This is a genomic window from Type-A symbiont of Plautia stali, assembly GCF_059731155.1.
Map to the genome: position 1 here is coordinate 1,963,184 of NZ_AP035891.1, position 18,944 is coordinate 1,982,127.

15 protein-coding genes and 8 pseudogenes are annotated in these 18,944 nt (G+C 57.3%); 12 read left to right on the forward strand and 11 right to left on the reverse strand.

What is annotated here, in order from left to right:
• The first annotated feature begins 7 nt into the window (after positions 1–7).
• From rlpA to AC6I8M_RS10480, 7 genes are all read left to right on the forward strand, one after another.
• The gene (gene rlpA / locus AC6I8M_RS10450; protein WP_010618865.1) at positions 8–1,102 is read left to right on the forward strand and encodes an endolytic peptidoglycan transglycosylase RlpA; all 1,095 of its coding nucleotides are present in this window, start codon (positions 8–10) and stop codon (positions 1,100–1,102) included.
• A 119-nt stretch (positions 1,103–1,221) separates the two neighbouring features.
• Complete coding sequence (gene dacA / locus AC6I8M_RS10455; RefSeq protein ID WP_058948861.1) at positions 1,222–2,433, forward strand: D-alanyl-D-alanine carboxypeptidase DacA; 1,212 nt, start codon at positions 1,222–1,224, stop codon at positions 2,431–2,433.
• 93 nt (positions 2,434–2,526) lie between these two features.
• A complete protein-coding gene (ybeD, locus tag AC6I8M_RS10460) occupies positions 2,527–2,790 on the forward strand; it encodes a DUF493 family protein YbeD (RefSeq protein ID WP_010618866.1) in 264 nt (87 codons plus the stop codon).
• A gap of 69 nt (positions 2,791–2,859) precedes the next feature.
• Positions 2,860–3,510 (forward strand): lipoyl(octanoyl) transferase LipB, encoded by a 651-nt coding sequence (gene lipB / locus AC6I8M_RS10465; RefSeq protein WP_010618867.1) that lies wholly within the window; start codon positions 2,860–2,862, stop codon positions 3,508–3,510.
• Between the two features lie 176 nt (positions 3,511–3,686).
• Positions 3,687–4,652, forward strand: a complete 966-nt coding sequence (lipA, locus tag AC6I8M_RS10470; protein ID WP_010618868.1) for a lipoyl synthase — start codon at positions 3,687–3,689, stop codon at positions 4,650–4,652.
• A 155-nt stretch (positions 4,653–4,807) separates the two neighbouring features.
• The gene (locus AC6I8M_RS10475) at positions 4,808–5,314 is read left to right on the forward strand and encodes a hypothetical protein (protein ID WP_058948860.1); all 507 of its coding nucleotides are present in this window, start codon (positions 4,808–4,810) and stop codon (positions 5,312–5,314) included.
• A gap of 7 nt (positions 5,315–5,321) precedes the next feature.
• Entirely contained in the window at positions 5,322–5,834 is a 513-nt protein-coding gene (locus tag AC6I8M_RS10480) for a hypothetical protein (protein ID WP_022547433.1), read from the forward strand.
• A 77-nt stretch (positions 5,835–5,911) separates the two neighbouring features.
• On the opposite strand, the gene tatE is transcribed toward AC6I8M_RS10480, so the two are convergent.
• The 5 genes and pseudogenes from tatE to AC6I8M_RS10505 form a co-directional block, all read right to left on the reverse strand.
• On the reverse strand, positions 5,912–6,115 hold the full coding sequence (gene tatE / locus AC6I8M_RS10485; protein ID WP_010618871.1) for a twin-arginine translocase subunit TatE: 204 nt from the start codon (positions 6,113–6,115) through the stop codon (positions 5,912–5,914).
• A gap of 122 nt (positions 6,116–6,237) precedes the next feature.
• Positions 6,238–6,984 (reverse strand): annotated as a pseudogene (locus AC6I8M_RS10490) (amino acid ABC transporter ATP-binding protein).
• Positions 6,981–7,729: pseudogene (locus tag AC6I8M_RS10495) on the reverse strand (amino acid ABC transporter permease). Before AC6I8M_RS10495 ends, AC6I8M_RS10490 begins: the two co-directional pseudogenes overlap by 4 nt.
• A pseudogene (locus AC6I8M_RS10500) lies at positions 7,726–8,606 on the reverse strand (ABC transporter substrate-binding protein). Before AC6I8M_RS10500 ends, AC6I8M_RS10495 begins: the two co-directional pseudogenes overlap by 4 nt.
• 23 nt (positions 8,607–8,629) lie before the next feature.
• The gene (locus AC6I8M_RS10505; RefSeq protein WP_010618873.1) at positions 8,630–9,424 is read right to left on the reverse strand and encodes a deaminated glutathione amidase; all 795 of its coding nucleotides are present in this window, start codon (positions 9,422–9,424) and stop codon (positions 8,630–8,632) included.
• A gap of 194 nt (positions 9,425–9,618) precedes the next feature.
• On the opposite strand from AC6I8M_RS10505, the pseudogene AC6I8M_RS10510 reads away from it, so the two are divergent.
• Positions 9,619–10,314: pseudogene (locus tag AC6I8M_RS10510) on the forward strand (IS5 family transposase).
• A gap of 13 nt (positions 10,315–10,327) precedes the next feature.
• Here the strand turns inward: AC6I8M_RS10510 and AC6I8M_RS10515 are convergent.
• Positions 10,328–10,759 (reverse strand): annotated as a pseudogene (locus AC6I8M_RS10515) (nitrate ABC transporter substrate-binding protein); the annotation flags it as partial.
• Positions 10,760–10,773: 14 nt separating this feature from the next.
• Here AC6I8M_RS10515 and AC6I8M_RS10520 point away from each other — a divergent pair.
• The gene (locus AC6I8M_RS10520) at positions 10,774–12,066 is read left to right on the forward strand and encodes an aminotransferase class I/II-fold pyridoxal phosphate-dependent enzyme (RefSeq protein WP_058948913.1); all 1,293 of its coding nucleotides are present in this window, start codon (positions 10,774–10,776) and stop codon (positions 12,064–12,066) included.
• On the opposite strand, the pseudogene AC6I8M_RS10525 reads toward AC6I8M_RS10520, so the two are convergent.
• From AC6I8M_RS10525 to AC6I8M_RS10540, 4 genes and pseudogenes are all read right to left on the reverse strand, one after another.
• A pseudogene (locus tag AC6I8M_RS10525) lies at positions 12,050–12,477 on the reverse strand (GNAT family N-acetyltransferase). The gene AC6I8M_RS10520 and the pseudogene AC6I8M_RS10525 sit on opposite strands and share 17 nt — an antisense overlap.
• Before the next feature lie 357 nt (positions 12,478–12,834).
• On the reverse strand, positions 12,835–13,044 hold the full coding sequence (gene cspE, locus AC6I8M_RS10530) for a transcription antiterminator/RNA stability regulator CspE (RefSeq protein ID WP_010615627.1): 210 nt from the start codon (positions 13,042–13,044) through the stop codon (positions 12,835–12,837).
• A gap of 149 nt (positions 13,045–13,193) precedes the next feature.
• On the reverse strand, positions 13,194–13,766 hold the full coding sequence (pagP, locus tag AC6I8M_RS10535) for a lipid IV(A) palmitoyltransferase PagP (RefSeq protein ID WP_022547425.1): 573 nt from the start codon (positions 13,764–13,766) through the stop codon (positions 13,194–13,196).
• A 616-nt stretch (positions 13,767–14,382) separates the two neighbouring features.
• Positions 14,383–14,448, reverse strand: a complete 66-nt coding sequence (locus AC6I8M_RS10540; RefSeq protein WP_498013805.1) for a small membrane protein YohP — start codon at positions 14,446–14,448, stop codon at positions 14,383–14,385.
• Positions 14,449–14,724: 276 nt separating this feature from the next.
• On the opposite strand from AC6I8M_RS10540, the gene AC6I8M_RS10545 reads away from it, so the two are divergent.
• Entirely contained in the window at positions 14,725–14,970 is a 246-nt protein-coding gene (locus AC6I8M_RS10545; protein WP_010615629.1) for a hypothetical protein, read from the forward strand.
• Positions 14,971–15,124: 154 nt separating this feature from the next.
• Positions 15,125–16,153, forward strand: a complete 1,029-nt coding sequence (locus tag AC6I8M_RS10550; protein ID WP_318285224.1) for a malate/lactate/ureidoglycolate dehydrogenase — start codon at positions 15,125–15,127, stop codon at positions 16,151–16,153.
• A 33-nt stretch (positions 16,154–16,186) separates the two neighbouring features.
• Here AC6I8M_RS10550 and gntT read toward each other — a convergent pair.
• Positions 16,187–17,504, reverse strand: a pseudogene (gene gntT, locus AC6I8M_RS10555) (gluconate transporter).
• A gap of 277 nt (positions 17,505–17,781) precedes the next feature.
• Between gntT and AC6I8M_RS10560 the strand changes: the two are divergent.
• A pseudogene (locus AC6I8M_RS10560) lies at positions 17,782–18,926 on the forward strand (iron-containing alcohol dehydrogenase).
• The last annotated feature ends 18 nt before the right edge of the window (positions 18,927–18,944 follow it).

Below are 18,944 nucleotides of genomic sequence, written 5' to 3' on the forward strand. Positions count from 1 at the left end.
GCTGCACATGCGTAAGGACTGGCTTGGGGTTGCTCTGGCATCACTGGTACTGGCTGCCTGTTCCACACCGGAACAGCAGACGAACACGGCCCCGCCGCAGCCGGCCTACAATGGCCCGGTGGTGGAGATTCCCGGCGTGGAGCCGCGCTATGAGCCGATCAATCCTTCTACCAGCCAGGACTACAGCATCAACGGTAAAACCTACCGGGTGATTAAAGATCCGTCTAACTACAGTGAAGTCGGTCTGGCAACCTGGTACGGCGAAGAGGCGCAGGGCAACCGCACCGCGCTGGGTGAAACCTACGATCCGGACGCGTTAAGCGCCGCACACCCTACCCTGCCGCTGCCAAGCTACGTGCGCGTCACCAACCTAGCTAACGGCCGGCAGATTGTGGTGCGCGTCAACGATCGCGGCCCTTACACGCCGGGCCGGATTATCGACCTGTCGCGCGCCGCGGGCGATCGCCTGAATATCTCCAATAACACCCGCGTACGGGTGGATTACATCAAAGTAGCACCGGACGGTTCAGTATCCGGCCCGGGCACCATCGGCACCACCGTGGCCAAACAGAGCTATGCGCTGCCGGCACGGCCTGACCTGAGCGGCGGCATGGTGATGACCGGCGCCAGCAGCGCGCCAGCCCCTGTCGCACAGGACGTTCGCGCGGTGGATAACAGTTCGCTGCAGAGCAACGGTAACATCGGCGCACCGGTGCAGAGCAGCGGCTTTCTCGGCGCGCCGCAGCCGTTAGCCAGCGGCGTGCTGGAAGGCAGCGCACCGACCACACCGGTTGCCGCCAGCCCTGCCGCACCGGCTGCCGCAGCGAGTCCGGCTCTGGCCAGCCACAACGCCAGCGCCCATGCCAGCAGCGGTTTTGTGGTACAGGTTGGCGCCCTGAATGATGCCGCACGCGCCCGGCAGATGGCGGACAGCCTTGGCCAGCGCTTTGGTGTACCCGGCGCGGTGGAAGCCAATGGCAACTTCTACCGCGTGCAGCTTGGCGGTTTCAGCAGTCGGGCTCAGGCCGCCGCGCTGCAGCAGCGTCTGAGCAATGAAGCGCAGATCAGTTCCTTTATTACCACGGCCCGCCCGTCAATGTGACGGGCCGTGCCCTTGCCTGCTGACACTGAGGCATAAAGCCAGATGTCGCACGATGGCAGCTTTGCTATAGTAAGGCACTTTTTTTCACTCTTAACCCCACGGATGCTGTAGTCCTGAACATGAATACGCTGAAACCTTCTCGTTTTCTGAAACGCCTGACAGTGGGATCACTGGTCGCTCTCTCCCTCAGCCACGTTGCCTTTGCAGATGATGTTAATCTGAAAACCATGATTCCGGGCGTGCCGGACATCGATGCCGAAGCTTACGTGCTGATCGACTATAACTCCAGTAAAGTGCTGGCGGAAAAGAACGCGGACGCGCGCCGCGACCCGGCCAGTCTGACCAAAATGATGACCAGCTACGTCATCGGCCAGGCGGTCAAAGCGGGCAAAATCCATCAGGATGACATTGTTACCGTCGGTAAAGATGCCTGGGCGACCGGCAATCGGGTGTTCAAAGGCTCCTCGCTGATGTTCCTCAAGCCGGGCGATCGCGTACCGGTTTCTCAGCTGACGCGCGGTATCGTGCTGCAGTCCGGTAACGACGCCTGTGTGGCGATGGCCGATTACGTTGCCGGCAGCCAGGACGCGTTCGTTAACCTAATGAACAACTACGTGGGCGCGCTGGGCCTGAAAAATACCCATTTCCAGACCGTTCATGGTCTTGATGCTGACGGTCAGTACAGCACGGCGCGTGACGTGGCGCTGATTGGTCAGGCGCTGATTCGCGATGTGCCGGATGAGTACGCGGTCTACAGAGAGAAAGAGTTCACCTTTAATAACATCCGCCAGATGAACCGTAACGGCCTGCTGTGGGATACCAGCCTGAACGTCGACGGCATCAAAACCGGCCACACCGAAGCCGCCGGCTACAACCTGGTGGCGTCAGCGACCGAAGATCAGATGCGTCTGATCTCGGCGGTGATGGGTGGTCACACCTTTAAAGGCCGTGAAACCGAAAGTAAAAAGCTGCTGACCTGGGGCTTCCGCTTCTTCGAAACCGTGGCACCGCTGAAGGCGGGCAAAGAGTTTGCGTCTGAGCCGGTATGGTTTGGCAACAGCGATCGCGTGCAGCTCGGCGTGGAAAAAGATGCCTACCTGACCATCCCGCGCGGCCGCATGAAAGACCTTAAAGCCAGTTACGTGCTGAACAACACCGAACTGCGCGCGCCGCTGCAGAAAAACCAGGTAGTGGGCAGCATCAACTTCCAGCTGGATGGTAAAACCATCGAACAGCGTCCGCTGGTGGTGCTGAATGAAGTGCAGGAAGGCGGTTTCTTCAGCCGTATCATCGATTACATCAAACTGATGTTCCATCACTGGTTCGGCTAAGGCGCGCTTGAAAAATCGCCAATCCGTCCCCAGATAAGCTACTATATTGCTCCCGCTTCGGCGGGAGCCTGTTTTTTATGCACCGGAGTTAATATGAAAACCAAACTGAATGAACTGCTCGAATTCCCGACGCCTTTTACCTACAAAGTGATGGGCCTGGCGCAACCGGAGCTGGTTGATCAAGTGGTTGAAGTGGTGCAGCGTCATGCGCCCGGCGACTACAGCCCTGACGTGAAGCCCAGCAGCAAAGGCAATTATCACTCGGTCTCGATCACGATTAACGCCACCCACATCGAACAGGTGGAAACCCTGTACGAAGAGCTGGGCAACATCGAAATCGTGCGCATGGTGCTGTAATGCTGACGCTGGTAAAGGCCGCTTTGCCAGCGTTATACTCTGCCCTCCACTCGCTACCGGACTTCTGCTTTGTTTGCTAATACGCTTCTTGTTCGTCAGCTTGGCCAGCGCGACTGGCAGCCCGTCTCCGATGCCATGCATCACTTTACCGATCGGCGCGACAGCGCCACCGCCGATGAACTCTGGCTAGTGGAACACCCTGCGGTGTTTACTCAGGGCCAAGCGGGCAAAGCCGAACATGTGCTGGTGCCGGGCGATATTCCGGTGGTACAGAGCGATCGCGGCGGCCAGGTAACCTATCACGGCCTAGGCCAGCAGGTGATGTATGTACTGATTGACGTTAAACGCTGCAAGCTGGGCGTGCGCGATCTGGTCACCGCACTGGAAGAGACGGTCATCGCTACGCTGGCTGATTACGACATCAGCGCGCGCGCGCGCGCGGATGCGCCCGGCGTATACGTCGGCGATGCGAAAATCTGTTCGCTCGGCCTGCGCATCCGTAAAGGCTGCTCGTTTCACGGTCTGGCGCTCAATGTCGCGATGGATCTGGGGCCCTTCCTGCGCATCAATCCCTGTGGCTATGCCGGCATGCAGATGACGCAGATCAGCGCCTTCCAGCCCGGCGTCACGCCGGCGGATGTGCAACCGCGCCTGGTGCAGCATTTCGCGCGCCTGACCGGCTTTACCGACACGGAATGGCATGATGAAGCCGCGTGCTGACCTTGACCGTACGTGCGCATTTACAAAATTGTAACTTTCGCCACGGCTTATCGGCTGCTTCTGCTCCGGCAAGATGATATAATTTTTGCAATTTTTTCAAATAAAGTTGAAAGCTTGATTCTCAGTTTGAGTGAGGAAGCTTTCAAATCGCAATCCCGACCGGAACCTGCAGATTTATGAGTAAACCAATTCAGATGGAACGTGGCGTCAAGTATCGCGATGCCGACAAAATGGCGCTGATTCCGGTAAAAACCGTGGTCACAGAGCGCCAGGAAATCCTGCGTAAGCCGGAGTGGATGAAGATCAAACTGCCTGCGGATTCCAGCCGCATTCAGGGCATCAAAGCGGCGATGCGTAAAAACGGCCTGCACTCGGTGTGTGAAGAGGCTTCCTGCCCTAACCTCGCCGAATGCTTTAACCACTGCACCGCCACCTTTATGATCCTCGGTGCCATCTGTACCCGCCGCTGTCCGTTCTGCGATGTGGCACACGGTCGTCCAAACGCGCCGGACGCCAACGAGCCGCTGAAGCTGGCACAAACCATCGCCGATATGGCGCTGCGTTATGTGGTGATCACCTCGGTAGACCGCGACGATCTGCGTGATGGCGGTGCACAGCACTTTGCCGACTGCATCAGCGCCATCCGCGAAAAAAGCCCGACCATCAAAATTGAAACGCTGGTGCCGGACTTCCGCGGGCGTATGGATCGCGCGCTGGAGATCCTCACGGCTACGCCGCCGGATGTATTCAACCACAACCTGGAAAACGTACCGCGCGTCTATCGTCAGGTGCGTCCGGGCGCTAACTATGAGTGGTCGCTGAAGCTGCTGGAGCGTTTTAAAGAGGCGCATCCGGACGTGCCAACCAAATCCGGTCTGATGGTCGGTCTCGGGGAAACCAATGCGGAAATCATTGAGGTGATGCGCGATCTGCGTCGCCACGGTGTCACCATGCTGACCCTCGGCCAGTACCTGCAGCCAAGCCGTCACCACCTGCCGGTACAGCGTTACGTCAGCCCGGCTGAATTTGATGAGATGAAAGAAGAAGCGCTGACGATGGGCTTTACCCACGCCGCCTGCGGTCCGTTCGTCCGCTCGTCTTATCACGCTGATATGCAGGCGAAAGGCCTGGAAGTGAAGTAACCTCCTGCCGCGATTGCGCCCTGCTGCGGCGCAATCGCAAAAATTCTGCTTAAACAGCTTAATTCCTGTCGCAAATCTGTCGCTTTAACCGCTGAGGCCATAAGAGCCTGTTTATTATTTTTATTTTCTTAGTGTTTTTTCATAAAGGTCAGATTATGCAATCATCCTTTCATATCGATGAGCTCGATTTTATGCGGGCGGCGGATGTGTCAGGTCCATCCTCTGGTAGACCGCGAAGCGGCGCGTCGGGCGAAAGCCTGGATGCGCTAAAAGCGCGCACCACGCCCATGGATATCACTAATCCGTTCGTGACGCCCCATGCGTCATGCGAACTGGCGTTTCTTGCAACCGCCATCAGCATCGACCACCGCTACGACGAAATTCACCTGCACCTGCCGCCAGGCGCGCAGCCTGCGTCTGCGCCCGCGCCCGCACTGCCTTTCACCGAACTGCGCAGCGTAACGCCGGATGAAACGCCGTTGCTGCCAACGCTGCAGCCGCTGGGGTCAGCGCAGCAGGCCGACGACGAGAGCGTCTGGCACAGCCTGCCTGAGGTTCCGGCGCTCAGCCCGGCGCTGTCGCTGGTCGGCGCGCTGCCTGCGGCATTGTATGCAGCTGAACGTCAGACGCCCCACCAGCCGCCTGTCCCTACGCCTGCATGAGGTGGCTGTGCTGCGCGACATGCCGCAACACGACTATGCGGTGGATTACGATGACAGCGGTGAGCCGAAAATGTTTAGCGGCACGCTGGCGGCGGGCGCTCAGGTGCATATTTATATCGATAATGTGCTGATCGAGGTGGTAACGGGCGACGCACAGGGTCACTGGCAGTTCGCTCAGCCCGCCGATTTAAGCGCGGCACAGCATGTTTTCAGTGCAGAATTCGTCGATGAACAGGGGCATGTCAGCAGCCGTTACACTAAGTTGATTACCGTACTGCCACAGCCTGCCGCCATTATCACGCCGATTGATGACAGCGATCTCAGCGCGATTGATTGTGCGCTGATGGAACTGGCGATGCAGCAGGATGATATTGCGCCCGCTATTCTGCCGCTGACCTTCAGCGAAGCATGGCTGGATGAGTGGCACAGCGCTGACAGCACACTAACTGCCAGAGGCGATCACGGCGGCAACCTGCCAGGTTGGGATGAACCGCTGGAACATCACATTGTCTGGCACTAAAAAACGAAAACCAGACTGTAGCAGTCTGGTTTTTTAACGTAATAAATATTTACACTTATTGACGTTCAGCGCAGAGATTACTCTTTATGGCCGACGCGTTCAGCAGGCGTTTCTTCGGCACTGCTTTTGGTTGCGGTGGATTCATCATCTTTCATGGCTTTTTTAAAGCCCTTGATTGCGGAACCCAGATCGCCACCCAGTGAACGTAACTTGTTGGTGCCAAAAAGCAGTACGATAAGCGCACCGATGATCAGCAGTTTGGCAATACTGATACCTTCCATATTTTACCTTTCAACCTTCGCGAAAAACGGACAGTACTATTAACGCGCAGTTATTCACCACGCTAAACTGCAATCTGTAACAAAGTGAGATCTCACGGTCAGATAAAGCGGCTGAGAAAGGCCTAGGTACGTGGATGCTGCGGATTGCCAATCACCTGCTCTGGCGGTCCCTGTTCCACCACCACGCCACCATCCATGAAGACCACGCGATCGGCGGCCTCGCGCGCAAAGCCAATCTCATGCGTCACCACAATCATGGTCAGGCCGCGATTGGCTAACGTACGCATGGTGGCCAGCACTTCCCCCACCAGTTCCGGATCCAGCGCCGAGGTCGGTTCATCGAACAGCATCAGCAGCGGTTTGATCGCCAGCGCACGGGCAATCGCCACGCGCTGCTGTTGTCCCCCCGACAGATGTCGCGGCCAGGCGTCGGCTTTATCGCTCAATCCGACCGTTGACAGCAGCTCACGCGCGTGTTGCAGCACCTCATCGCGTGGGAACTTGTGCACGCCAATCGGCGCTTCAATGATGTTTTGCAGTACCGTCATATGGGGATAGAGATTGAACTGCTGAAATACCATGCCGATTTTCTACCGCTGATGGGCAATTTTCCGCGCCGACAGGCGATGCAGCAGGCCGCGCTTTAGCGCATAACCAATCTGCTCGTCGCCCACCATAATCGAGCCGGCATTCATCTCTTCCAGATGATTAATACAGCGCAGAAAGGTCGACTTGCCTGAGCCCGAAGGCCCGAGAATCACCACCACTTCGCCCGGAAACACATCAAGATCGATGCCTTTCAGCACCGCGTTATCACCGAAGCTCTTTTGCACATTACGCGCGCGCACCAGCTGCTGGATCTCGCTCATACGTCCTCCTTTAAACGCGGGGCCGCGGCCAGCGCCGTGTCACTGCTGGCGCGTCGTTTGTTCACCACCACGGTACGTTTGCTGCCGCGCGCGTAGTAGCGCTCAATGGCTGACTGGCCGACGTTGAGGATCGAGGTAATCAGCAGATACCAGATCACCGCCACCATCAGCATCGGAATGATTTCAAAGGTACGGTTGTAAACGGCCTGCACCGAATAGAGCAGATCGCCCATAGCGATGACGCTCACCAGCGATGTGGCTTTGATCATACTAATCAGCTGGTTGCCGGTCGGTGGAATAATGGCGCGCATCGCCTGTGGAATGATGATACGCCGCAGTGCGCGGCTGCGGCTCATGCCAAACGCCTGAGTGGTTTCAACCTGACCGTGATCGACCGACAGCAGGCCGGCACGGATAATCTCCGCCATATAGGCGGCCTCGTTGAGCGCCAGACCGCCAGCAGCAGCCCCAGCAGGGTGCCCCAGCACCATCGGACACCACCGTCAGCCCGAGCGTCACCTGCAGCCCTTTCAGCACCGAGCCTTCGGTAAACCACTGCAGCACCACGCGCCACTCAAAATTGGGATTGGTCGCCACCAGCCACAGACCATTCGCTGCCAGCGTCAGGACCACGATCCAGCTAATCCAGCGTCCATACGCAGGCGCGCTACGGGCAAAAGCGACGTCGCGCTGCGGGCACATCAGCCTGATCCGTGGTGCGCGCGTTGGGGCCGACGGCACTCATTTTACCGTCTCCTGCGCCAAGTTACGTCCCGGCTGCGGCAGCATGTTGCCGTCCAGCTTCCACTTTTTCATGATGGCAACGTAGGTACCGTTGGCGAACAGCTCTTTGTAGGCATCCAGCACCACCTCGCCCAGCGGCGAGCCTTTGGGGACGACCGTACCCTGAAAGATATCGCCAAAGCCGTTTTTCTGCCCCTGACCAGACAGTTCAAGCTGCCCCTGCGCCTGCTCAATGAAGTAGGTCAGCGGCGCCTGCGAGGAGAAGAAGGCATCCGAACGCTTCGAGCGCACCGCCAGTATCGACGAAGGCTGATCGGTAAAGGACTGTACAACTACCGCGGGTTTGCCCGCAGCCTCGCAGGCGGCTGACTGTTTGCGGATCACCTGGAACCGGCCGCCATCACCGCAATGCGCTTGCCGCAGGCATCTGCCAGACCGTTGATGTGCGCCGGATTGCCCTTCTGCACGGCAAACACCACGAACTCCTGCACGTAGTCGATGAAGTCCACCTTCTGCTGACGATCCGGATAATCACCTATCGGCCCGATGGCCATCTGATAGCGTCCGGAATTAATGCCGGCCAGTAAGCCGGACAGACCGCTCACCGTCGCGTGTTCAATTTTCACGCCCAGCAGCTGGCCGAGCGCCACGGTAAGATCGGCCGACGCTCCATCCATTGAGTGCGGCCCGTTAACGATCTCATACGGCGGAAAGGAGCCGTTGTTTACCGAGATCATTTTGCCTGCCTGTTTGATCTGCGCGGGCAGTCGATCGTGCAGCGCCTTATCCATTTTTTGCGTCGGAATGGCGTCCGCTGCCTGGGCTACGCTCGCCGTCAGGCCGGTCGCCAGCGCGATGGCGGTTAAAAGCATTTTCATCAGTCAGTTTCCCCCCTGGCAGGTCAAAGTGATTGCAATTCCGGACGGGCAAAGCGGCGATTTTCCAGTACCGGCAGCACGCTGCGGGCGTAGGCGATGCGGGCCGGATCCAGTTCGGCAAACACCAGTGCGGCGCACTCCGGTGCCTTAGCAATCACCACGCCAAGCGGGTCGATCACCAGACTGTTACCAATATTGCGCAGCCCGCACTCACCTACCGCCACCATGTAGCAGGTGTTTTCCAGCGCGCGCGCACTGGTCAGCAGTTCCCAGTGCATCTCCTTTAACGATCCTTTTACCCAGGCGGAAGGCAGTACCAGCACGTCGGCACCGTCCAGCACCAGCCGGCGCGCCAGCTCGGGAAAACGCACGTCATAGCAGGTCATCAGCCCGACTTTCATGCCGGCCACCTCAACCAGCGGCGGTACTGCATCCCCCGGATTGACCCGCTGCGACTCCTGCATGGCGAAGGCATCGTACAGATGCAGCTTGACGTACTGCGCGATGATTTCGCCATTACGCAGGGCAATCAGCACGTTGTGCGCTTTGTTATCCTGCGTCGGCACGTGCACGCTCATCATGGTGGTCAGCGCGTTACCTTTGCTGGTTTCCAGCAGTTGACTGACAAACGGTCCGTCCAGCGGCTGTGCGGCTTTTAACACCAGATCGGGATCGGCGATATCACGCGCCAGCACGCCTTCCGGCAGCACCAGCAGATCGGCGCCCGCCGCCAGCGCATCCTGCATCAGGCCGCGACAAATGGCGGTGTTCTCCTGCCATTCGCGGCTAACGGCGAACTGCCCCATGGCTACTTTCATCTTCACTCCCCTCTGGCCGCCGCCGGGAAAATCTCCTCCGGCGAGAGCAACGTTGTGGTTAAGCCCTGCTGAAACAGCTCACGGGCGAAGTCGGCAATCATCCTTTTGTTAGCGGTAAATCCGTTTTGATTCTAGGCTGTGTCCCTTAATCACCTGAGATATAGTAACTACCTGTTTCCACAACACACTGAACTATGGCTCGCTACGACCTTCCCGATGAAGCATGGACATCATCCAGCCCTTATTACCTGCTGAACCAGCAACACCACGGGCCGGACGTCCATGGGCTGAACATCGTATGATCATCAACGGCATGTTCTGGGTGCTGTGTTCAGGCGCACCATGGCGCTATTTGCCTGAGCGATATGGCCCATGGAAGACCGTTTATAACCGTTTTAATCGATGGTCTAAATCGGGAGTGATTAACATTATTTTCAACAGGTTACTTTCTTCTCTTGATGCTCATGGTCTCGCTGACTGGTCCGCAACTGCGCTGGATGGCAGCAATATCCGGGCACTCAGGTGCGCCGCCGGGGCGCAAAAAAACATTCCGATACCGCCGGAGATAATGGGCTGGGTCGCTCTCGCGGTGGTTTTGGCACCAAAATCCATCTGGCGACAGACGGAAGCGGTCTGCCGTTAAATATCGTACTGAGTCCCGGTCAGGCTCACGAAAGCCAGTTTGCACAACGTCTTCTGGACGGTATTGGTGTTCAGCGCCGGAACGGCAGCATGAAGCGTCGTGGCCATGCAGTGCTGGCTGACAAAGCCTACTCCGGACAAAAGAATACCGCCGCATTGCCACACGTTACGACAAAACGGCGAGGAATTATCTGGCGATGGTGAAACTGGGATGCATCCGGCTGTTTTACAAGAGGTTATGTAATTAAGGGACACAGCCTAGTCGGCTGGTAATTCCTGCGCGGTGCGTCGCAAATCATCCAGCAGCCACGGCGTGGTATCCGCGTACTTCTCGCGTTTGCGCATCCACAGCTGATACGCGCGATCGATCACCTCGCTCAGCGCCTGCGGCAGCCACGGATGCGCGGCCGCCAGCGCTGGCTTCAGCGCCAGCAGATGAATACCGGGCACATAGCCGACGCGGTTGAAATAGTCGCGCTCGGCGCTGACGAAATCCTCCTGCAGCTGGCGCAGACCGGAATCTTTCAGGAAAAAGCCCTCAGGCATAAACGGCGTGAACACCGCATCCAGCTCGCCGGCTTTCAACAGTTCAATCAGCGGACGCTCGTCCGGCGCCGGTTCGATGCGGCCCGGGCGACCAAATCCCGCCAGCCGGTCAACAACGGGATGATCAGCGGTCAGGCGTCCGGCAAACAAAGCTTTTTCTTATGACGCAAATAGTGGATGCAGAGTGGCTCAGCCAGCAGATTAACGACGCCTCGGTAAAAGGTATTACCCTCGCCGCGTCAACATTGATTCGCGGCGGACAGATTGCTGTGGGCATGCAGATGCCGGCGGTGCGCGATTTGGCGGAGCGGCTGGGCGTGAGTCCGGCCACGGTATCCGCGGCTTGGGCACAGCTGAAAAAACAGAAAGTGCTGGCGGGTAAAGGGCGTAGCGGAATCTGGGTGTGCGGCAACAGTGTGATGCCGCGACCGGTCCGCTTTGAGAAAATTGGCAACTATGGTGAAAACGTCAAAGCCGGGCTGGCGTCACCGCAGCTGAATAGCTATCAGCGTGAGGCGATTTCGCCACAGCTGCAGGCGGCCATTGCGCCGCGCTGGCCCTGTCCAGCGGAGGCGTGGTTGGCGACCGATGGCGGCTTTGATGCCATGAACCTGATTGTGCAGACGCTGCTGTCACCCGGCGATCGGGTGGTGATTGAAGATCCGACCGCGACGCGTCTGCTGGATATGCTCAATAACATCGGCGCCGAGATCCTGCCGCTGCCCGGTGATGAGCAGGGACCGCTGCCCGCAGTGTTGGCGACACACTTACAGAAAGCGCCAGCGATGTTCATTTATCAGCCACGCACCCACTCGGCGACCGGCTACAGCGTCAGCCAGCAGCGCAGCGAAGAGCTGGCGCAGGTGCTGTCGCAGAGTGCCACCCTGATTGTCGAGGATGACGGCATCGGCGATTTGTCACGCTGGCCGGTATGGAGTCTCGGCCGCCACTATCCGCAGCGCACGCTGCACGTGCACTCCTTTTCCAAAACCTACGGCCCGGATCTGCGGCCGGCGGTGGTATCCGGCACGGCAGAACTGGTGAAACGGCTGCAGTCGTGGCGTAACTTCGGGGTCAGCTGGACCAGCCGTATTCTGCAGGATGCGGTGGCTTGGATGCTGAGCGATGCGCCCACCCAGCAGCGCATACTGCAGGCCAAAGCCACGTATGCCGCGCGCCGTCAGCACTTGCTGGCCGCACTGGCGCGGCGCGGGCTGGTACAGGAAGATCGCGACGGACTGAGTGTGATGCTGCCGGTGGCGTCAGAGCAGTATGCCATGATCACCCTCGCCGCACGGGGCATCACCGTGCTGCCAGGCGAACGTTTCAGCATCAACAGCGGACAGTTCATTCGCGTCAGCATTGCGCGGCTGCCAGCCGATCAGCTCGGCTGCATCGCCGATGCGTTAGTGATTGCCTGCGGACGCGAGCTTAATATCAGCCCAGATCTTTGATGTGATAGCGTGGCGATTCAACGTAGCCTTCGCGCGCATAAAACTGGTTGGCTTTCAGTCGCGAGGAGCGTGACAATGCACTTCCATGCGGTCACAGCCGCGGGCGCGCGCCAGCTGCTCGGCGTGGTTCAGCAGCTGCTGGCCGCTGCCTTTACTGCGCTCGCCCTCGGCGATACAGAAATAACTGATGCGCGCGAAATCGCCCGCTAATGCCAGCTGCGGAATAAAGTGCAGCGAAAGAAATCCCAGCAACTGGTTACCGTGTTCCGCCACCAGCAGCGTCTCGTCGGGATGGGCGCACAATTGCCCCAGCCGATCGCTGATAAATTTTTCCGTGCCGCGATAACCCAGCTCGGTTAACAGCGCACTCAGGGCAAAGCTGTCTTTGGCCTGTGCTTCACGTATGTTCATCCTGCCTCCTCCGTTCCCTGACTGCTGTTATATAGCGTTGCCGCTGAAAAATCTGCAAGTAAGCTTTGTTATGAGTATGTTACGGGAATTATCTGTGAGCGACGTCGCAGAATGTGCCTTGTCATGCCGCTGTCACGCTGGCTTAAGGCTGGCTTAATCTTGCTTTGCCATGCTGGCATAAATGAAGCTGCGAGGCATGGCACATGAAGAATCTGGTACCGCACTGTTTTAATGAATGGCTGGCGCTGTCGCTCAGTACGCTGGTGATTGTCGCCTGGGCCATTAGCTGGTGGCAGGGCTGAAAAAAGCACAAAAAAACCCGCCATCAGGCGGGTTTTTAAAATTCTGACTGTTAACTTACAGAGCGGTAACGTTAGCAGCAGATGGGCCTTTAGCGCCGTCGGTGATTTCAAACTCTACACGCTGACCTTCAGCCAGAGTTTTGAAGCCGTTGCTCTGGATAGCAGAGAAGTGTACGAATACATCTTTACTGCCATCTTCTGGAGTAATGAAACCGAATCCTTTGGACTCATTAAACCACTTAACGTTACCTTTGATCTTGGACATCTTATTACCTTTACATGAAAAATGGACACTAAACTGTGTCGGCATCTAGTACAGCAATTGCAGTGACATTTGTCCAGCGCGAATTGATGAAAAAGTGATAAATATTGATTTTTTCCATGCCCTTCACACTTTCTGCGCATTTTCAGAGATTAAAACTGAAATCTTAACCAAGCAAAATAGACGTTGCCGTTGTTATAAGTGCTTGGAATGTAAGTCATTTGGAAGGTTGCCTGGCCATACCCTATCGAAGCCAGCGGCAATACCAGCGGAACCGGGATATATCGCCAGTTATCCCTGGCCGTCACACCCGCGGTGTAACCGGCGCCCAGATGGAAATTCTGATCGTTCAGCGGTCGCCAGGTCACTTCCCAGCCGTAGCCGGCGATGGGCTCCCACTTGTTAAACGAGTCTTTGAACGCCATGGCATACAGGCCGTGCCAGTTGCCCTTTTCATCCCAGCGCGAAACGCCACCGCCCGCGCCCCACGGCCGCTCGTTGTACTTTTTGATGTGTTCATCATCGTAAGTAAAGCGGTTGTGCCAAGTGATAGCCGGGATGTAAAGATCGTAATTTTGCGGTTGTGTCCAGGTTTGCGCCACGTTATCGGAGAAGGTATTCCAGCCCGATTTAATCGCTTCGCCTGTGGTTGCCGCTGGTGTCGAAAAAGAAACCGATGAAGTCAAAATACAGCCGCAAAAGGCTGCAGAAATACGCCAGTTCACAACAATGCTTCCTGTTAAATCATCCTGTATCCGGCAGTCACCGCGAAGCGCCACATCGCGCCGCACCGTGCTGCCGTGGGTTAATAGCTGATGCCAGGAGCGCGTGCAGCGCGCACGCCACAGTGGCGCCAGTCGCACCTGGCTCTGCTGGCAATCAGCTGGTTAATTTTACCTCACTGCGCGAACGGAGTCGAAACGGCAAATAAACAAAACGCAGAGGGCAAAAGGTGCAGAAAATGCACTGCTCAGTTGATGATTACTTAGGGTGATCACTTAATATTCAGCAACTTATCCATAGAAATTGATTTCATAAATAAATTAATAAAATTTATCAATTGAACTCACCCGATGATTGAGATAAATCTTACCACTCTAGGACGGAAAAAGGAGGAACTGAGATGACAATTCGTTGCAGCCGCTGCGGTTGCGCCAAATTTTTTTATACAGTACCCGGCAAGGAAAAGGTCGACGCTCCCGATCATCACGGCGCCTGTTGCGCCGCGTGCGGCAAGCCGATCAGCCTGCACGATGTGATCCCGCGGTCATTTCTGCACTCTGCTTCTGCCACCCGTCACGTTGAATAATGTTTCAGGCACCCGCCGGGTGCCTGAACGCGTCAGAAAATCAGTTTAAACACGCCAGTAATCGTCAGTAACCCGACAATAAAGATGATGGCAATGATCCATCAGTATTATTTTCATAGTTCGCTCCTTCAAGATGAAAAATAACGCATCGTGCATTCAGTATAGATGATTATTCCGGCTTCGCTGGGCGCTGCGAGCGCGATCCCAGTCACTTGCATCAGAGACTGTTGCTTGCTGTTTTTTTCTGCGAGCCCGGTCGCAGCTTATCGCTTAAGTTGCCATCCCGCCGCACACGTAGCGCGCTGATTGTCTAAAATTACAGCGTCTGTAGCAGGCCTCAATTGTTCGCTATGTCGACGTAAGAAGGAGATGATATGAGCACGATTAATACCAGCATGGGTCGTTACAGCCTCAAGGCAAAGGATCATGGCAGTCACATTCGTGGCAGCATTGCGATTAATGACGAAGGCGGTACGCAGCTCACCCTGCAAGAGTTTGATGAGCATTATCTTGACGATGTTGTCAACAACGTTATTTATCCGATTACGGGTGGGAACCGTGAAATTGCACGCGCACTGCGTGAACAGATGGTTAAAGCCGGCTTCGAACAGCGGCACTGAGTTTGTTGGGCCACGTGTTGTGGCCCTTTATCAGTCCTTACTTGCGGTTATTATGCATTTCAGCGCAGGATGCTCTCTCCCCCATAAGGAGATTAACCGCGTGACTGAACTGCATCGTGTTTCCCCTTCCCGCTTACATCAGTTTGTTTAGGCTATCTGGCTGCATGCCGGTAGCAGCGCCGAGGAAGCGCGCCTGGTGGCTGACCATCTGATTGCTGCTAACCTCGCGGACCATAACTCCCACGGCGTCGGTATGATACCGAGCTATATGGCCTCGCTGACGCAGGGCTTTTTACAGCTCAATCAGCACGTCAGCATCGAAAAAGACGCTGGCGCGGTCCTCACCCTCAATGGCCAGAACGGCTTTGGCCAAGTGGCCGCGTACGAGGCCATGCAGCACGGCATTGAGCGGGCGAACAGGTTTGAGCTCGCGGCGGTCGGCCTGCATTATTCGCATCACATTGGCCGTATCGGTCACTGGGCGGAGCAGTGTGCCGCAGCGGGCTTTGTCTCCTTTCACTTCGTTAATGTGATGGGCGATCCGATGGTAGCGCCGTTTAACGGCAGCGATCGCCGCTTCGGCACCAATCCGTTCTGCGCGGTGTTTCCGCGTCGCGACGGCGAACCGCTGCTGCTGGACTTTGCCACCAGCGGCATCGCCTTTGGTAAAACGCGTGTGGCGTATAACAAAGGTCAGCCGGTCGCGCCGGGCTATTTGCTTGATGCGCAGGGCCAGCCGACCACCGATCCGGGCGTGATGCATCAGTCGCCGTATGGCGCGCTGACCGCCTTCGGCCTGCGCAAAGGCTATGCGCTGGCGACGATGTGCGAAATTCTTGGCGGCGCGCTATCTGGTGGTCGCACTACGCATGACGCCACGCTGCTCACCGGCACTGACGCCATCTTTAACGGCATGACCACCATTATCCTGAACCCTGACGCGTTTGACGCACCGGCGATGCAGCGGGAAGCCGAAGAGTTTCTCGCGTGGGTCAGGCGTTCACCACAAAGTGGTGAGGCGGAGATTCTGGTGCCGGGCGAATGGGAAACGCGCAACCGGGCAGCACGTGAACGCGAGGGCATTCCGCTGGACAGCAACAGCTGGCAGCAGATTTGCGCAGCGGCACGCCAGGCTGGCATGCAGGAGGACGAACTGGCGGCCTTCCGCGCCTTAGCGCAGTAAGCCGCCGGGGCTGAGGCGCAGTGCCTCAGCCTGTTACAGCGCAGCGGACAACAGCAAACAGCCCAGCAGACCGCACACTGAGATGATAGTTTCCAGCGCCGACCACGAGCGGATAGTTTCACCGATGGTCAGGTTGAAGTACTCCTTGAACAGCCAGAAGCCCGGATCATTGACGTGCGAGAAGATGACACTGCCGAAACCTACGGCAATGACCATCAGCTCCGGGCTGGCGCCGCTGGTGGCAATCAGCGGTGCCACAATGCCGCCGGCGGTAATCGCCGCGACGGTGGCTGACCCCAGCACAATACGCAGCACCGCCGCAATTGACCACGCCATAAAGATCGGCGAGACGTTGGTTTCATGCATCATGCCGGCGATGTATTTGTCCACGCCGCTGTCCACCAGCACCTGTTTGAAGGCGCCGCCGCCGCCGATGATCAACAGCATCATGGCGATGATTTTGATCGAGTCTGTGATGGTTCCCATCACCTCATCCATGCTGCGGCCACGGTTAAGGCCAAAGGTGAAGATGGCAATCAGCACCGCAATCAGCGTCGCCATGATCGGATCGCCAAAAAATTCCGCGTACGGCAGCAGCACATGGCCTTTCGGCAGCAGCATTTCTGCCACGGCACGCAGCGCCATCAGGATCACCGGCACCAGCGCCGTCCACACGCTAACGCCAAAACCCGGCATCTCCGCTTCGCTGAAAGTTTTCGGGTTCCACAGCCCTTCCGGAATCGGCTTACCAATGCCTTTCAGAAAACGCGCATACACCGGCCCGACCAGAATCACCGTCGGGATACCCAGCAGCGTACCGTACAGCAGGGTTTTACCCATGTCGGCATTAAACAACGTGGCGATCGCGGTCGGGCCCGGATGCGGTGGCAGAAAACCGTGCGTCACGGATAAGGCGGCCGTCATTGGCACGCCGACATACAGCAGCGGCACGCGCGCCGACGCGGCAATACTGAATACCAGCGGGCAGCATCAGCACGAACCCGACTTCATAAAACAGCGCGAAACCCACGGTGAAGCCAGTCAGCACCAGCGCCCACAGAATGTGCTTCTGGCCGAATTTTTCGATTAGCGTGGTGGCGATACGCTGCGCACCGCCGCAGTCGGCCAGCAGTTTCCCCAGCATTGCGCCAAAGCCCATGATCAGCGCCAGGCTGCCCAGGGTACCGCCGACGCCGGTTTTGATCGATCCAATCACTTTATTGACCGGCATGCCCTGCATCATGCCCACCGCCAGTGCCACCAGAATCAGCGCGATGAAGCCGTTAAGTTTGAAACGAATCATCAGCAGCAGCAGTAACGCCACGCCAATTGCCACATAGAGTAATGGCATAATTTTTCTCCACTTTTGCGCTCGGCGTATTACCGGCAGCGGTTTGTTGTAATGGGACAAAGGGGTTATCAGTGCCAGATGTTTCAGAATACGACATCCTGTTAGCGGTATCATGTTAAGGGTAACATTGACGGGAAAGCACCTAGTGCAGCGGGTGAATTTCTGTTTTGCGAAGGTGATCAACTTTTTGTCGGGGAGTTATCAGAATGTTTGTCCCGGCAGCGGCGTGGCTTTTGGTTACACTACCTGTTTTATGCCAACCGATAAGGATCTGCAGGTGAGTGAGAATCTGATTGAGCTGTATAGTAATCAACAAACCCTGTTTGGCCGTGGCAGCATCGACCGCCTGGTTCCGCTGCTGGCGGCGAATCCGCAGCCCACACTGCTGTTCTGCGGCCGCTCATTTATCAACAGTCCGGCGTGGGCACGTCTGGGCGCGACGCTGAACGATCACATTCTGGGCTATGAAATTGTCAGCCATGAGGCCTCGCCAGACGAAATCGATGGCTGGGTGACGCGCTGACGTGGACACGTCGATCGCGTTGTCGCCATCGGCGGCGGCAGCGTGCTGGATGCGGCAAAAGCCTTTAGCGCCATGATGCAGCATCCGCTGAATATCGCGCGCTACCTCGAGAAAGTGGGCGATACGCCGGTACAGGCGGTCACGCTGCCGCTGATCGCCATTCCTACCACCGCCGGCACCGGCAGCGAGGTCACGCAGAATGCGGTGGTGACCGATCAGCAGCACATTAAGGTGAAGGCCTCGCTGCGCCATCCGGTGTTTGTGCCGCAGGTGGCGATTCTCGATCCCGATCTGCTAAAAGGAGCGCCGGATCGCGTGCTGGCCACCTGAGCCATTGATGCCTTTACCCATCTGTTCGAGGCTTATCTGTCACGCAAGGGCAATCTGTTCAGTCAGCAAAACGCGCTCAACGGGCTGCAACTGTTCATGCAGGCATGGCCGTACCTCAATCACGACGACAGCCGCGGCGATGCGGCACGTGAAGCGATGATGATGGCATCATGGCTCGGCGGCGTCAGCCTGAGCAGCTCGGGTTTGGGGGTGATCCACGGTATTGCCGGGGAGCGGGGGCGATTAAACCGTTCCATCACGGCGAAGTCTGCGGTCGTTTGCTGTTCCCGTTCCTGGATGTGCTGGCGGAGAGCGCGCACCCCGAACAGCAGCGGCTGATGGCGGCGCTGGCTGAACGCCTGCTGCCCGATGAAACAACACCGCCGGCGCTGGCGCTGAAAGCCTAGCTACAGCAGGAGGCTATCGTGCCGTTCTGGCTGGAAGGACCAACCCTCGCCGCGGAAGAGGTCGACTAGATTGTGGCGCTCGCCAACAGCAAAAACGGCTGGGTCAATTATGATCCCGCCACGCTCACGGAGATGATTACCGCCGCGTGGCGCGTCGCCTGAGCCTTTCGGGCAGCGCAT

Bases quoted from the DNA above. Each gene is read 5' to 3' on its own strand.
- rlpA (WP_010618865.1), top strand. From the start codon at position 8: ATGCGTAAGGACTGGCTTGGGGTTGCTCTGGCATCACTGGTACTGGCT.
- dacA (WP_058948861.1), top strand. From the start codon at position 1,222: ATGAATACGCTGAAACCTTCTCGTTTTCTGAAACGCCTGACAGTGGGA.
- ybeD (WP_010618866.1), top strand. From the start codon at position 2,527: ATGAAAACCAAACTGAATGAACTGCTCGAATTCCCGACGCCTTTTACC.
- lipA (WP_010618868.1), top strand. From the start codon at position 3,687: ATGAGTAAACCAATTCAGATGGAACGTGGCGTCAAGTATCGCGATGCC.
- AC6I8M_RS10475 (WP_058948860.1), top strand. From the start codon at position 4,808: ATGCAATCATCCTTTCATATCGATGAGCTCGATTTTATGCGGGCGGCG.
- tatE (WP_010618871.1), bottom strand. From the start codon at position 6,115: ATGGAAGGTATCAGTATTGCCAAACTGCTGATCATCGGTGCGCTTATC.
- AC6I8M_RS10505 (WP_010618873.1), bottom strand. From the start codon at position 9,424: ATGAAAGTAGCCATGGGGCAGTTCGCCGTTAGCCGCGAATGGCAGGAG.
- AC6I8M_RS10520 (WP_058948913.1), top strand. From the start codon at position 10,774: ATGACGCAAATAGTGGATGCAGAGTGGCTCAGCCAGCAGATTAACGAC.
- cspE (WP_010615627.1), bottom strand. From the start codon at position 13,044: ATGTCCAAGATCAAAGGTAACGTTAAGTGGTTTAATGAGTCCAAAGGA.
- AC6I8M_RS10545 (WP_010615629.1), top strand. From the start codon at position 14,725: ATGAGCACGATTAATACCAGCATGGGTCGTTACAGCCTCAAGGCAAAG.